This window comes from Methylomarinum sp. Ch1-1, from assembly GCF_030717995.2.
In the GTDB taxonomy this organism is placed as follows: domain Bacteria; phylum Pseudomonadota; class Gammaproteobacteria; order Methylococcales; family Methylomonadaceae; genus Methylomarinum; species Methylomarinum roseum.
The window spans coordinates 104,438-118,826 of record NZ_CP157744.1 but is presented as its reverse complement, the minus strand read 5'-3'; the positions used below and the strand labels follow the sequence as shown (position 1 = coordinate 118,826).

Here is a 14,389-nt window from a genome sequence, read left to right as displayed (position 1 = left end):
TCCAAGGGTGAAAATAAGAAAAACGCTTAAGGAATAGGGCAGCTTGTTAATCGCTCTTCAAACTCGACCATGGGCAGGATTTCATCGCTTGGCTTAATCACTTGTTGATCAATGAGCATTTTTTGCAGGCCTGCAATATCATTTTTGTCCTTCATAAATCCATCCTCGAAGACATCAAAACCATGTATTTCAAAAATGGTTTGTTCATTTGCATCCCGAACATCGGCAAAGAATTCGCCGCGTTCATCTAAGTTGATGTAATAGCCGTAGTCGCGCATGGAGAACCTTGAAAAATTTAAACGATCGTAATAGGCAGTAAATGACTTTATTTTTTATGGATTAAATGATACTTACTCCGGATATATTAGTTTTTTGGTAGGTATTGTGCAGACCACTTTTCGACCGAACTGTCAAACTGATTAATAACGTCCTCAGCGCGAGTCTGAAACGGATCTATCTTCATATCTTGAATCCAGTTAATTCCTTTTTGAGCTATTCCTATTTGACGATTGAATTCATTTTTCTTCCGGCTCTTAAGCATAGCCATTGAAGAAACTGTGGCCAGAGTGCAGTCAACCAAATAAAGCAACGCATGTTCCGGGGTCCTAACTTGATGATGAAACATATAAAGATTACCTGTAGAATGATTTGATTTATTGACATCCTCCCCGCCCTAAAGAGACGAGGATTCCCGTGTGTTCAGTGACACTCAGGAGCCTACTTGCGTCACCGCGTTCGGCAGGTTTCTGCTGCTGATGGCCTTGACTGCACCGTTCACTTCACAGACTAGCCCCCGACGGGTATGGCGGGCGCTAAGCCGGCTAATACCCTGTGTCCTCGGGTTAATACGTTTTTTGCGCCGACGACATCGGCGTTATTCCGGTAACCGCAGCTGGCGCATTGGAAATCAGCCTGGGTTCGACGGTTTTCCCGGGCGGCATGACCACAGCGCGGACATTGCTGGCTGGTGTGCCGCGGGTCGACCTTAATCACCTGACCGCCTCGCCAAGCCTGTTTGTAGTCCAGGAAATTGACCAGGGTGCCCCAGCCTTGCTCGAGAATCGCTTTGTTTAGGCCTGATTTCGCTTTCACTTGGCGCCCGGGTTTCTCCCGCGTCCCTTTGGCAGATTTGGACAGGTTTTTAATCTTTAAGTCTTCGACGACGATTACTGCGTGGTTTTTGCTCAGTTCGGTCGAGACTTTATGCAGGGTGTCCTTCCGGGCATGGGCGATATGCTCATGCAGTCGGGCGATTTTCGCTTGGAGTTTACGCCAATTGTTGGAAAATTTGGTTTTATGTTTTAGCTGTCGTTGCAGTTTCGCCAGTTTCCCGGCGAGGCGCTTTCCGGTGGCTTGCCCCGGGTAAAACCGGCCGTTGGACAGTGTGATTAATCGTTTAACCCCCAGGTCGACGCCAATGATCGAGGCGGCGGGGTGAGGTGTTATTTCAATCGTTTTTTCGACCTGAATAGAGGCATACCAGTGCCGGCCGACTCGGGAAACCGTGATGTTTTTCGCCAAGCCATCGATCTTGCGGCTGTTGCGATAATGGATCCAGCCCAGTTTCGGTAAAGACAGCCGGTTGCTGCCGGGATCGATTTTGAACCCTTGAGGAAAGCGAATCGAATCCACGTTCCGGCCTTTTTTCTTGAAGACCGGGATCCGTTTACCCGACTGGGTTTTATCGAACGCATCCTTAATCGCCCGGTCCAGATCTTTTAGTCGTTGCTGCAATGATTGGGATGGTAACGCTTTCAAAAATCCATACTCAGCCGACTGCTTCCACAGGTTGGCGAAAAAATTCAGTTCCTGGTACCAAAGCACCGGTTGTTTCGCCTCCAGCCGATGCAGGTTCATCGCCAACGCCTTGTTCCAGACAAAACGTAAACTGCCTGTGTACGCAACCAATTGCGAGATTTGCTCAGGCTTGAGCGTTAGGCGGAATTGATAGGCTTTGCGAACCGTTTGTTTCATGATTTCTTTGTTAATATACTCATTCTACAAAATCGCTTACATCCCCGTCCTAAAGCGACAGGGTTTTACGCTTGATTTTATAAATATATTACCACATTATATTAATTCACGGAAAAACTAGTATTGTTAACTATTTAATTTTCCAGTTGATCGGCGTCTGGCCGGTGGATTGCAAATAATTATTGATTTTTGAAAATGGTTTGCTTCCCCAAAATCCGCGGTAAACCGATAAAGGAGAAGGGTGGGCCGTCTCGATCACATAATGCTTATTGCGATCGATTTTTTTGCCTTTTTTCTGGGCGTGACCACCCCACAAGACAAACACGACATGCTCTTTTTCTTGATTGATTAGTTCAATGATGCGGTCAGTAAAAGTTTCCCAGCCTTTTTTAGCGTGACTGCCGGCCGCGCCTGACTCCACAGTAAGTGTGGTGTTCAGCAATAAAACGCCTTGTTGCGCCCAAGACATTAAATTGCCGGTTTCATTCATAATGCCGAGATCATCCGTCAATTCTTTGTAAATATTCGTTAGCGATCTTGGCAATGGCGTCACATCCGGCTCGACAGAAAAAGATAAACCGTGTGCGTGGCCGGGTGTAGGGTAGGGGTCTTGCCCCAAAATTACCACTTTCACCAGTTCCAGCGGCGTTTCATTCATCGCGGCAAACACTTTATTGTTTTCCGGAAAAATGGTTTTTCCTTGTTTGGCCTCATTGAGCAAGAAAGTGCTCAGTTTTTGAAAATAGTCTTTTTGGAACTCTGGTGTTAAATGCTTGTTCCAGTCTGTGATGATTTGGTTGTGAGTCAACATGATTGCTTAAATTTGAAGAAAACTGCCGGCATTATAACCTGGCAGACTTTTGTAAAGAAAAGGCTATGCGTTGTTGGCTGTAAAGGATTTTTCTTTAATCCCGGAATATATAATAGCTCCACCGAATCCGATAAAAATCAGGCCTTCTATAATCGCGGATAGCTCATCAGAGGTTACCGAAATCAATCCTCCAAGGCCAATGACTGAAATCCCTAAAAAGGAATAAATTAATTTTGTTGGTCGACTGTCATCTAAAGACATTGAGACTCCTGCTGTTAAAAAAAGACATTTAAATACGTAAAAACAATGTGTTATGCGATACAGTTAGGATATCCTAAATCATTACTTTAGTTAATAAAAAATAAGGTTACCTATATTGAAAAAGAGGAAATATATTGTTAACATCGTTGCAACTTAGAAAGCACTGCGAGGCTCGTATAAAACTGTTAATAGCAACCCCCTACAACATCATTATGTTTTTTGGTGAGACAATTCAATCTTGCGCTATCCCTCCCGGCCCTAAAGAACCGGGTTTCTCGCTCGATTTTGATGAAGCGGTTTCTGATGAATTTATGGAAAAGGCGCTTGACGAAATCAAAAAATGGGATGTCCGACAATCAAAAAAACTTATAGAGGCTCTACCTGAGATTATTCCTAAAAAATATCAAGGCGGACAGATAGAGTGCGAAATAGGCGAAGATGACGACTGGGTTCTTTATTTGACAGCGCCAGGCGAAGAGTTGGAGCCAGAACAGGGGCTCGGCATGGGGTAAATATCTTTCCGTTGACAGTATTTTTGTGGGTTTTACTGAAGAGCGTGGCAGATATGTCGTTACATTGGCATAGAAGCTATTGCAGTCTACAAGAGCTAATAATTGGGGCGCATTAAAAAAAGGCCTGATCAAGATTAACTTTGAAAAGTGTACATTATTCTAATCCGATTAACAATGACCTTGTTTCAGTGTCAACCTGGCGTAGCTCCTTGATCTTCAAGGTCGTCTTCTGCATCAATCCATTGCACATCCAGCATGTCAGGATCAAATTCACCTAATGCCGATCTCAAGCGTGCCGTAAGCTCGAACGGGATACCATCGATGTAATAACCGGTAATTCCAAGATCTTCCTCATCGTAGCTGGCCGGATCAAAAGGGTTAAGCTCGGGCTGACAAAAGTTCTCCATTCGTTCCGCTTTGGTCAATAGGTCATCTTTTGTCGCGATCCCATCAGCATCCAAATAGAATTCACCGCTAGGCGTTTTTACTTGCAGAACAATATGATCAATAATGCCCGGCCGGCTCAGGCTATAAAAAGCTGTTCGGACTCCGGAAAGGTATTGTTTTAACGCTATCGCCAACGCATAACAACCTCCATCCATGAAACCGTGAGAAGGAAACAGCTCGATGTTTTTATCTTGGGCGCAAAATGCTTGCAGGTCTTTACCAAAAGGGTGGTGATTCTTTATTCCATCCTGATCGATTTGCTGTAGATTAAAAAATGACATTTTGTTCTCTTTGGCTCTTAAATTGGGTTAGTCTAAATTTTGTATATTATGCATATGATACAATATATTTTAAATTTCTCACGACTTATATAAAGAATTCGCATGAGCAAATATGTCAATATTATCGCCAAGGATGGTTGCTCCGAACAAATTAACGAATTGTGGCTCCATCAATTCGAGCTTCCCATAATTTACACTGCAGAACTAATACAGCAGCAAATTGAGTTTGTTAGGGGAGATCCGCGGCAACAGTATTTGGCCAGTCAGCTGGATACAGTCGAGGACTGGAATCGGCTTGTTCCAGTGCATGCAGAAAACTGTGGCCAGCTGTTTTTCCTCAGCGAGGAATATGATGAACAATATTATCGTTATCGCGAGCAGGTTCAGTGGCTATTGGATCACCGATTATTATTCAAATCGATTACCGGGCTGCAGGATGCTATTGATGAGCTGGACATGGATATTGATGGTGATGCCATTATTGACGGCAGATTGGTCCATGTACCTGTACTTACATTTGAAGATTTGCCGAAACTTCCAAACTCAAAGATTTATCAATATGTGCAGCGTTTCGACCGACCGGATTTATGGCAGGGATATTTAAATTTTAAGGAGCATCCGACCGAAGAAAGTTGGTATGCCTTAAGGCATATGATTATGCCTAGAGTAGATTTTCTTAGGGAAAAAACTGTTTGGGCTACATGCGAAGCCTTTGCGAGCCGAATAGATGGAAAAGGCTTCGGGTTAACCGGTCGTTATCGGGAAGGTGAATTTCCAACTGCTTTTGAAATAGAAAAGGCGTTTCAAGAAACTATCAAGATGGCAGATGAACAGCTGAATAGGGAGGATAAGCAGAACGTTAACGCTTCAGACAATTATGAGCAGGAAGATACTGATTCGGGGCTGAGATTGGTCTGACAGAAAAAAACTAGATAAAGGAAAACGCGATAGAACTTGTTGGTTTGACAATCGGTTATTCGGCGCCGGTAATCACAATTATTTTGCTGTCGTTCCAGCAAGGTTAAATTGACTTCCTCCCCCACCTAAAGGAAGGGGATTCCTAATTCATCGAGAATCGGATGGTGATATCGGAATATCGCCATCACTTACATTCTCTCCAAAGGCTAACACCGCCAGCCCGGCGGCTAAAACGTTTTTCGCTGCATTCAGGTCGCGATCGTGATTCGTCCCGCATTGCGGGCACTCCCAGGACCGGACGTTCAGCGGCATGGATTGGGTAACTAAACCGCAGCAATGACAGCGTTTGGTGGACGGAAAAAACCGATCAATTTCAACATAGACTCTGCCAGCCCAATTCGCTTTATATTCGATCTGGCGCGTCAGTTCGCCCCAGCTGGCGTCGGCAATCGATTTGGCGAGCGTGGGATGTTTGATCAGGTTTTTTACTGCAAGGTTTTCCGCGCAAACCACTTGGTTCTCGTTAATGAGTTTGCGTGACAGCTTGTGCAAATGATCCTGTCTACAATCGGCGATCTTTGCATGAAGGCGGGCGACCTTGCGCTTTGCTTTTGCCCGGTTTCGGCCGCCTAACGTCTTTTTCGCTAAGCGACGCTGAAGGATTGCCAGTTTCACTTCGTATTTCGCGGTATGGCGAGGATTCCCGGATCGAAATTCGTCCGAGGACACAAACAGGTCTTTAATGCCGACATCGATGCCAACTTTCTTATCGGTTACCGGCAGTAACAACGGTTCGAATTCACAGGCAGGAAACGAAATAGCGGCCAGCCCGATCCTTGGACACGGTAATGGTTGATGGCGCGCAAGGCAGCTTCCGACTCCAGCGGATGTCCAACGGGCTCTTGCATTTGGCCAAAGTCAGCTGGCCGTTCTTGTAAGTAAATGCTCGATAAGTAAATTCTGCAGATTGCTTGTGTTTTCTCGATTTAAACACCGGGTATTTTGCTCGGCCTTCGAAAAAATTCGTAAACGCCCTTTGCTGATGTCGAAGACATTGTTGCAACGGTACGCTGGAGACTTCTTTGAGAAACGACAGGTCCGGCGTCACTTTCAGTTCGGTTAATTTTGCACTGGCGCCAGAATAATTGATTTTAACCTGGTCTTGCTGGTAAACATCCATTCGGTACCGAAGGATGGCATTATAGACAAAGCGCACGCAACCAAACGTTTTAGTCAACAAAACTTCTTGTTCAGCATCAGGGTAAAATCGATATTTATACGCGCGTTTCACTGTCATATTATGAGTTTAATAGAAAATAATAAAACTGTTAATAGCAACCCCCTACAACATCATTATGTTTTTTGGTGAGACAATTCAATCTTGCGCTATCCCTCCCGGCCCTAAAGAACCGGGTTTCTCGCTCGATTTTGATGAAGGTGAGGCACCATCTTCTATTTCTGGCGGCTCATATCGTTCAGGCCGTATGATAAGGTTTCCCTGCGCTGAAATCAGCTGCTCAGGTAATAATGATCTAGCCAGGTGGCACTCGCGGATTCTTTTAGGAGGCACGCCGGTCGCGGCTTCCAAATTAAAGCAGTGATTTTTCCCGGGCGGGGTGATTACCTTGAATTTTTTATCCGGAAAGGCTTGCTTGGTCATTGTTATCGCCGGCGCCAAATCTGAATCGGCCGATATAATCATCGCAGTATCATAACTGTCTTGGTAGCCTTCATTGAGAATATGAAGCGCGATATTAACGTCTGTCTCTTTTTCTTCATGACGCGTCCATGTATGGTCGCAACATTTGCATGAATTTTCTTTCTTTTTAAAGTGGCCGAGAATTGGTGTAACACCAGTTGCTTTCAGTGCTTCTATATAACGTTTATGCCGCTTATGCTCGGACGGTATCCAGGCGGCATAGGCTGAGAAATAAAAAACTTTGGCAATCGAAAAATGGGATCGAGGCAAAAATTCTTCTGACAGTTTTGTTAGGTCAAGCCATTTATAATGCTCTTTGCCAAGATCGGAAATGGCGTGATGCAAGTTAAAACCGTCCACAAAAATAACAGCGCGTTTTTTCATGGGGCCAACAATTTTTAAATAATATTTAAAACATCATAACATTATTTTTCCAGTAGTTAATAAATAAAATTATTTAATAGAATTATGTAACCACATTTTATTTTGATTCGATGCGGGTCTAACTATCAGGTAGTGCGAAGAGAAGGAGACGGGAAAAACGTTATCTGGGGGCGTAGCCGGCATCGGCAATCGCTCTCTGAAGCTTTGCTACAGCATCACTGATAAGATAGGCTTCTTTGTCATCAACCGCATTCTGCCGGAATTCAGCCCAACCGACACGCTTAACAAATTGCGCTAATGCGAGAGCTTGGTCTTCGGGTAGTTCCAGATCAATTTTGACGCTATCCATGAATTTAGAATAGATTAAGAAGCAAAGGTAATGCCCCAAGACCAGAGCCAAGGGGCGCTATGAAGAAAGACCTCACAGGGTGATCAATTGCCATATTAAAAAAACTTCGTGATACTGTCAACAGGATAGAGATTCTTTTGCCCAACTATTGCTTTGGGCATGCCGAGCTACTGAATGACGCCAGCAATTGACGAACATTTTTCTCGCCTAATTCCTTAATTAAACATTCAACTTGACTGTGTACGCCGGCATTGTTCAGATCAGAAGCTTTGCCTTCATAAAGAGATGTTACCTGATCATCTAGTTCAGAAACCACATCTTCACTGGAAGAATCAATAAGAGCAACAAGTTTATCGACAAGCTCAGCCGATACAGGGTTAGTTTTGTGTATTTCGAACCCTTCAGGCAAAAAAATAGGCTCTATGCTAATAGATTCCTCTTTGTCTTCTTCAAAATCGATATGATTTTTTTGGATAAAATCCTCCAAATCAAGCTCTATGTTTTTTTCGGTGACAGCTACATAAGTGGAGACGCCTTCTTTGTGATGGTGAAGTACCAAATAACCTGCATAAGTCATGTTTTTCCTAGTGTGCTAATTGTTAAAAACAATATGGTATCATGTAATTATTAAATAATTACATAGGGCAACTCATGAAACTATTCGTCAATCAAAATCCTCATAAAGTACTTCTTGAAATTAATGAAGCAACTCGCTGGAACTTGGAAGAAGAATTGTCTGTATTGACTAGCTTTATATGGCATCATCGCTCGCATTACCTGGCATCATTTGAAAAGTCACCCGATTACGAAAGCTTAGGTGTCGCCGATAAGGTTTCGTTATTTGAGCAGTACATCGAAAAAGAAAACTTGTCCGAGGCTTTTGCTGTGAACATGAATAGGCTAGCCTATGAGAGAGCCCGCAAACGTTTTTTCAAATTCGAACATGATAACAGGCAACAAGTTGCCCTAGTTCGACTAAAAAATTGGTCCGGCATGGCCGTTTATATGAATGGGGATTACGTTGACTCTGTAGAATCAATGGGCGATGAAGAACAAGGGAGACTGATTAATATTGCGCATTTTTTGGCAAAATCTCTCGGGGTTAAGGTCGATGAGATTTTTACCACTCCTGATCGTGAGCACTGGGAATGGGATGAAGTTGAATCGCTTTTAAAGGTTGAACAAAAATTGTCATCCATGAAAGAGCTGGCCGAGACAGCCATCACTTACCACGTACTGTCAGCGTCTGGAGAAACAACTCTCCATACTACTAAATTTATGGCGGAAAATTATTCAGACGCCATTGAAAAACTGTACAAAGCTTACCGCAACATGGACGGCAAAATAATTTCAATTTTGCACGCGCCAACCGAAAAAATGCCATATCTTATTCACCACGGCGAAGATCATTATGAGTTGACGGCAATCGAAAATCGCCCTGTTATTATTTCCGCCGGACCGGCCGATGTGAGTATTGAGGCCAGTGAAGAAGGTTATCAAGTTACAACAAACGATGACCTTGTTGATGAAGAAGTTAGCTGGGAGCAATTTCTCTATGAGAAAGACCGTACACTTCCAGAGATAAGTTAATTTAACGGTATTAAAATTTGGCATAAACCGGCGGAGTATTCGCCGGTAGTCATTTTAAAACTAGCGTATTAACCATCCCCTATAAGTCGCACTGAAACAGTATGCAACGGGAGTGTCATTTCAGGAGGCAACATGAACGATGTTCTAATTGGAGATACAAAAATGTCTTACCGCATGGCTTATGCTCGTGCGTTTGGCGAGAACTCACTAAAAAAAATGGAGGGCTTTTTGTCCAGATCGATCGATGAGAGAGAACTGAAATCGATTGAAGATCGCCTACTTGAGGTTGAAGGGATTAGGGTGCAACCATTGGTTAACGGGCTAACAAAGGATGAAGAGTTAGCTGAACGCATTGCAGAACATGCTGTAGATGGGTATGTTTATTTAGCTATTTCTGGCAATGATTGTGACGGATGTCATTACAGTGGCAAGGTGCGGAAAATTGAGGCGTCTGTTGAGGCTTACCATGACTTCCATGCCGAAGAGCGTGAATGGCCTGATGGTCCGTTTTGTATTCAAATTGTAAGTGAAGAAGAAGCGAGCGAGATGTCGCTCCTGGTTGAGAGCAATGAAACAATAGCCGGACCAGAAATTTAACCGCTCGCACTATTTTGTTAAAAAAAATGAACAAAATAGATAAATTTTAACTGCAGAACACTGATAATTGAACTATGATGTTTAAAATATTGAACAATGCCGAGCATTATGCAGCTAAATGTTTTCGTAAATAATAAAAAAATAGGCTTGCTGAAAGAGATTGAGCCAGATCCCGGTAGCAAGAATCCAATCCCCAGGATTCAATTCGAGTATCTGGAAAATGTTGACATAAATGAGCAGATCTCGCTACTGATGCCAGTTTCTCAAAAGCAGTATATATATCATGAGCTCCCACCGGTTTTTGATATGATTTTGCCTGAAGGGCAACGAAGAGCCTCGATACTGCAGATGGCCAAAATTACACGAGTGGATGACATGGGGTTATTGTCGCTTGTTGGTCACAACACAATTGGCCGAGTACAGATCTGTTCAGGTGAAAATATTGGCTCTATCCCAAAAATCAATTTAGATGATCTGGAAACCTGTGAAAATGGCTTCCAATTATTTGAAGAGTTATTGATTAAATCCGGCTTTCGATCTGGGATATCGGGTGTTCAGCCAAAGGCTTTAGCCTCAAAAACGAGCTGTGAGCAGCAACACCGGACACTCACCACCGCGACCCATATTATTAAAAGTTTTGACCCGGATGAATTCCCATGGCTCACGGTGAATGAATATTTTTGTTTGAAAGCGGCTAAAAAAGCTGGTATCGATGTGCCTGATTTTATACTGTCAGAGGACGGAACTTTATTGGGAGTAAAGCGATTTGATCAAACAGATAATGAAGCAGAGTCCCACTGCTACCGCTATGGTTTTGAAGAAATCGTTGCTTTGCTAGGGGGAAAGTCGTCCACTAAATATAACGGGACGATCGAAGAGATTATTAATTGCATTGATGATCATATTGATATTACTGAGTCACTTCCTGCGTTGAAATCGATATTTAAACAGACGGTATTCAACACATTGATTCGCAATGGTGATGCACACCTAAAAAATTATGGGCTGCTTTATGGCCAGGGCAAAGTGTTTTTATCGCCCGCATACGATTTGGTTTGCACACAGGCTTATATCAATAACGATATTCCGGCACTTGCCCTAGAATATGAAAATTACACAAAAAGATGGTGGTCAAAAGAAGAGCTCGCTGCTTTTGGTGCGAGACACTGTTACATAAAGAAAAAAGAAGTTGAGCAGGTTTATGCAGAGGTTGTCGACGCAATGACCTCCACTTTAGATGAGATTCGGCAATATATCGCTGGTCACGAAGAATTTACTGAGATAGGTCAAAAAATGATCGATATTTGGCAATCATCCATTCATGATCTTGGTTTAGATCAGGATGAAGAAGAATCGCCTGGAATGAAACTATGAAGATTAAAAGCCTTAAAAGCGTATCGGACGCAATGAGAGAAGGGCGTAAAGCCCAAAATATCACGCAAGAGCAGGCTGCGGAAATTTTAAATATGAGCCGCACTAAATACGCAATGATGGAAGTTAATGGCGAATCTCTCGGCTCCGCTTCTTTTTTTAGTGTCCTAACTGCTTTGAAGCTTGCCGGCCTTGAATTACATATTGCAGAGAAGCCGGCGCCAAAAACCCTAGATGATATTCAGATTGAAAAAAAGACTCAAATGAAGGCTAAATTCGGTCAAGAGACTTGTGATTCCGAAGAAGATCATTTGAGTGTAAGGCATTGTTGACTCTAACCTGTTACAATTGGAATAAACACTTAACGCCTGAGTAGATTGATCCATTCAACCCACTCAGGCTCTCACTTAAGTGTCTGCATGCTTCGTCGCGACCAGGCAGGAACCGTTCGGTTAAGCTGCCTGTGGGTATGTCGCTCCACATCCGGCTAACCCAGCCGTCAAAATGTTGATGGCAGCATTCTGGTCTCGATCCATTTCGAGGCCGCAATCACATTTCATAAAATAATTTGAGTTGTTGGATTGGGCTATTGATCAGCTCGGAGAAAAGGTTGGCTCGCTTCCATCTTCAAATTCATGCAAATCTGAAGAATCTGCTTTAAAGGGTCTTTCCGGCGGATTTGAATGGGCAACACCCCTGCATTTTTCAATTTCTTCGATCTCATTTGCTGCCATCACACCTATTTTATTCTTGAGCTCGTCTATGTTAGTAAATTGAAATCCCCAAACTTCATATTGCCGTGATTCATTAAATGTTAGATAAATCATGTCCCGATAAGGAATTGGCGTGTCTTTCGGCGTTTCACTGTAATTTGCCCCTAATTTGATACTTGTAGTCTCCTGCAATTCATTAAGTACAGCATGCACCTCATCCATTAGGCTTTTCTTGTAGAACATCTTTATTTTGGCGTGAAACGCAGGCATTTTTAAAATGTTTGCCGCCGTTAAAAACTCAGGGTTGTTCCAATTATCGCCAAAAATAAGTTCATCAGAATCACGAAATAAGTCTGTTACACATTGTTCAATTACCGGTCTGTCAAAGACCAGGCCTTCTTCAATGGCTAAAATTGCCTCAGCCTTTAGTTTATCGCTTTTATCGTTTTTATCTAAGCTGTTAACATAACAATTTAGTGCAGCAATTGCGTTAAAATCACAGGCGAAATAGGCCTTTTTTTGATGGTCATGCACCAATGAAAAGTCATTATTAAAAAAGCTTTTTCCCAGTGGTGACTGACCCTTTAATAGAGCGGTCTGTATATCGGCAACAATGGTGTCATGTATAAAATCAGTGCCTCGCGACACTGTTTCTTTAAGTTTATCTAAAACATTTGCCTTGTCGATGGCTGAAAATAAAACCGCGGCCTCGTGAATGTTGATCGAGTCACCCATTTGATCGCAGGCGATATCCCAAGCAATTTTTTCTGCAACATTATCTTCATGCTTATCCAGATCTACCGGCAACAGATCATTGGCTAGGCCGTGTATCTTATAAAATTGCACAACCCACTGATCAAGGGTTGAATCAATAATAAATTGAGAAAGCCTGTCAATTGTCTTTTGCGAGGTATTTTTAACTGGAATTTCATTAAATAACCTTCGATTGGCCTTTGACATTATTATCTCACGCGATGTCCGGTCCAATGTTTCAATGCATTTGTGAAACATATTAATTGCTTGTGTTGGTTGCTCTACGTCGACAGTCATAAAAAGATCCTCAAATAACCTGGGTAAGCTCAAAAAATAGGTGCAATTTGTAAATAAAAAAATATTTATATAATATATCCTACCATATCAATATTTTAGGAGATAGCCTAATGACTCATGTAGGCTTAGTTAAGGTTAGTAACGGTGACATGGGAGTTTTACTCGGCGAGACGATCATTCAAACCGCAGAAAATCAGGACAGCATTTCTTTGATTAACGCTGTTGAAAGACTTCCTGAAACTCTAGCCGAACAATTTGAAGTTCCAATGTTTGAGTACGAAGTCGATGCATCCTCCTTGACGGAAGACTGGTCCTGGAGCGATATAGAGGATTTGCTTTACGATAAAATCAATACCAATACCTCTATCGAAGAGTTTAAAATGACTTTTGAGTTTGAGGATTGGGACAAAGAAGTCCGTAAGGATGATGAGCCTTATGCGGTTGAGGTTACTCATAACTCAATGTCACCCCATAATATCGCAATTTCGGTTGGTAACTCGGATGATGACCGCCCAGAGCTGGAAGTGCTAGTTGAAGTCAACAAAGGGGTGCCAGCTGTTCATGTGGGTGGCGCATTGTACGATGACATGGATTTACATGTGTATTCCACTAATGAAGGGCTTTTTATTGCCTCTGACCAGCCTGGCGCCATGGAAGTGGCAAAAGGTCCATTTACCTATGGTGATCAGGGCTATGTTATTAGGTGCGATGACGACCTAAATTTAAAGCCTTAATCGAGATCAAAAATGGACACATTACAGCTCAATGATCACTTGCGAGATACCCAAGAAATTAGCGTTTCAAGAGAGTTGAGCGCTTATCTGGATCAAGAAGGTTCGCGAGGCATTATTCCATTATGCCCTTATACAGGCGAAATCCAGGGTGATACAAGTTATTTGGAATTACGGCATGTCGTTTTATCGAATGGCACACTGATTTACGAGATCTCATTCAGAGACAGAGGGGACAATATGGCATTGGTCTCCTCCGACCCTGACAAGATGTTGTTTGTCATTTCGCCAGCGGATATTAAACACATTGAGCAATTGCATTCGCTTTGCTCAACACATGATTTGCATGCCATTGAAATTGAAACGTCAATGGTTAACTTTAGGTCGCATGATCGAAACGGGGTCTTTGCAGTAGAAAACGACCGGCTGTCGATCGATCCTGACGGATATATTCGTGCGCTCGGCGATATTAAACATTCTGATATTCCGTTAATTAGTGATGAGATTAGCCTAGAAAGCATCAAGAGTATTCAGAGCGGTGAAAAAGTGCTTATATTGGACAATCAACACCCAATATGGGAAAGAGAAGGATTTGAGGACGAGACAGAGTACGATTTAAGGCCTTAATAGGAAGTCAAGAGAGTAAGTGGCAGCCTCTTTTGCTAGCCTGAAGACCAAGCGGGTAATGATATAATACAAAA

18 protein-coding genes and 1 pseudogene are annotated in these 14,389 nt (G+C 42.8%); 8 read left to right on the top strand and 11 right to left on the bottom strand.

What is annotated here, in order from left to right; genetic code table 11:
- Nucleotides 1-26 precede the first annotated feature (26 nt).
- From Q9L42_RS20770 to Q9L42_RS20750, 5 genes are all read right to left on the bottom strand, one after another.
- Nucleotides 27-278: a hypothetical protein gene (locus tag Q9L42_RS20770; RefSeq protein WP_305906280.1), complete on the bottom strand. Its 252-nt coding sequence runs from the start codon at nt 276-278 to the stop codon at nt 27-29.
- An 86-nt stretch (nt 279-364) separates the two neighbouring features.
- Complete coding sequence (locus tag Q9L42_RS20765) at nt 365-625, bottom strand: hypothetical protein (RefSeq protein ID WP_305906279.1); 261 nt, start codon at nt 623-625, stop codon at nt 365-367.
- A 161-nt stretch (nt 626-786) separates the two neighbouring features.
- Nucleotides 787-1,974: an RNA-guided endonuclease InsQ/TnpB family protein gene (locus Q9L42_RS20760; protein ID WP_305906278.1), complete on the bottom strand. Its 1,188-nt coding sequence runs from the start codon at nt 1,972-1,974 to the stop codon at nt 787-789.
- Between the two features lie 130 nt (nt 1,975-2,104).
- Nucleotides 2,105-2,785 (bottom strand): uracil-DNA glycosylase, encoded by a 681-nt coding sequence (gene ung, locus Q9L42_RS20755; protein ID WP_305906277.1) that lies wholly within the window; start codon nt 2,783-2,785, stop codon nt 2,105-2,107.
- 63 nt (nt 2,786-2,848) lie between these two features.
- A complete protein-coding gene (locus Q9L42_RS20750) occupies nt 2,849-3,046 on the bottom strand; it encodes a hypothetical protein (protein WP_305906276.1) in 198 nt (65 codons plus the stop codon).
- A 134-nt stretch (nt 3,047-3,180) separates the two neighbouring features.
- Here Q9L42_RS20750 and Q9L42_RS20745 point away from each other — a divergent pair, with 134 nt between their 5' ends.
- Entirely contained in the window at nt 3,181-3,558 is a 378-nt protein-coding gene (locus Q9L42_RS20745) for a hypothetical protein (protein ID WP_349432822.1), read from the top strand.
- Between the two features lie 191 nt (nt 3,559-3,749).
- Here Q9L42_RS20745 and Q9L42_RS20740 read toward each other — a convergent pair whose 3' ends face one another.
- Nucleotides 3,750-4,286, bottom strand: coding sequence for a hypothetical protein (locus Q9L42_RS20740; protein WP_305906274.1), 537 nt, complete (start codon nt 4,284-4,286; stop codon nt 3,750-3,752).
- 102 nt (nt 4,287-4,388) lie between these two features.
- Between Q9L42_RS20740 and Q9L42_RS20735 the strand changes: the two genes are divergently transcribed.
- Nucleotides 4,389-5,204 carry a hypothetical protein gene (locus Q9L42_RS20735; RefSeq protein ID WP_305906273.1) on the top strand — a complete coding sequence of 272 codons (816 nt, stop codon included), beginning with the start codon at nt 4,389-4,391 and terminating at the stop codon, nt 5,202-5,204.
- A 147-nt stretch (nt 5,205-5,351) separates the two neighbouring features.
- Here Q9L42_RS20735 and Q9L42_RS20730 read toward each other — a convergent pair.
- The 4 genes and pseudogenes from Q9L42_RS20730 to Q9L42_RS20715 form a co-directional block, all read right to left on the bottom strand.
- A pseudogene (locus Q9L42_RS20730) lies at nt 5,352-6,501 on the bottom strand (RNA-guided endonuclease InsQ/TnpB family protein).
- A gap of 78 nt (nt 6,502-6,579) precedes the next feature.
- Nucleotides 6,580-7,287, bottom strand: coding sequence for an NYN domain-containing protein (locus Q9L42_RS20725; RefSeq protein ID WP_305906270.1), 708 nt, complete (start codon nt 7,285-7,287; stop codon nt 6,580-6,582).
- 160 nt (nt 7,288-7,447) lie between these two features.
- Nucleotides 7,448-7,636 (bottom strand): DUF7706 family protein, encoded by a 189-nt coding sequence (locus tag Q9L42_RS20720; protein ID WP_305910582.1) that lies wholly within the window; start codon nt 7,634-7,636, stop codon nt 7,448-7,450.
- 145 nt (nt 7,637-7,781) lie between these two features.
- A complete protein-coding gene (locus Q9L42_RS20715) occupies nt 7,782-8,213 on the bottom strand; it encodes a hypothetical protein (protein ID WP_305910581.1) in 432 nt (143 codons plus the stop codon).
- 74 nt (nt 8,214-8,287) lie between these two features.
- On the opposite strand from Q9L42_RS20715, the gene Q9L42_RS20710 reads away from it, so the two are divergent.
- From Q9L42_RS20710 to Q9L42_RS20695, 4 genes are all read left to right on the top strand, one after another.
- Complete coding sequence (locus Q9L42_RS20710) at nt 8,288-9,226, top strand: hypothetical protein (RefSeq protein WP_305910580.1); 939 nt, start codon at nt 8,288-8,290, stop codon at nt 9,224-9,226.
- Between the two features lie 132 nt (nt 9,227-9,358).
- Nucleotides 9,359-9,823 carry a hypothetical protein gene (locus tag Q9L42_RS20705; RefSeq protein WP_305910579.1) on the top strand — a complete coding sequence of 155 codons (465 nt, stop codon included), beginning with the start codon at nt 9,359-9,361 and terminating at the stop codon, nt 9,821-9,823.
- 108 nt (nt 9,824-9,931) lie between these two features.
- On the top strand, nt 9,932-11,197 hold the full coding sequence (locus Q9L42_RS20700; RefSeq protein ID WP_305910578.1) for a type II toxin-antitoxin system HipA family toxin: 1,266 nt from the start codon (nt 9,932-9,934) through the stop codon (nt 11,195-11,197).
- A complete protein-coding gene (locus Q9L42_RS20695; RefSeq protein WP_349432821.1) occupies nt 11,194-11,526 on the top strand; it encodes a helix-turn-helix transcriptional regulator in 333 nt (110 codons plus the stop codon). The genes Q9L42_RS20700 and Q9L42_RS20695 overlap by 4 nt, the downstream gene beginning before the upstream one ends.
- Nucleotides 11,527-11,787: 261 nt before the next feature.
- Here Q9L42_RS20695 and Q9L42_RS20690 read toward each other — a convergent pair whose 3' ends face one another.
- Complete coding sequence (locus Q9L42_RS20690; RefSeq protein WP_349432820.1) at nt 11,788-12,867, bottom strand: hypothetical protein; 1,080 nt, start codon at nt 12,865-12,867, stop codon at nt 11,788-11,790.
- A 200-nt stretch (nt 12,868-13,067) separates the two neighbouring features.
- Here Q9L42_RS20690 and Q9L42_RS20685 point away from each other — a divergent pair, with 200 nt between their 5' ends.
- Together Q9L42_RS20685 and Q9L42_RS20680 are read left to right on the top strand one after the other, a co-directional pair.
- Nucleotides 13,068-13,691 (top strand): hypothetical protein, encoded by a 624-nt coding sequence (locus tag Q9L42_RS20685; RefSeq protein WP_305910575.1) that lies wholly within the window; start codon nt 13,068-13,070, stop codon nt 13,689-13,691.
- Between the two features lie 12 nt (nt 13,692-13,703).
- Complete coding sequence (locus Q9L42_RS20680; protein ID WP_305910574.1) at nt 13,704-14,315, top strand: hypothetical protein; 612 nt, start codon at nt 13,704-13,706, stop codon at nt 14,313-14,315.
- The last annotated feature ends 74 nt before the right edge of the window (nt 14,316-14,389 follow it).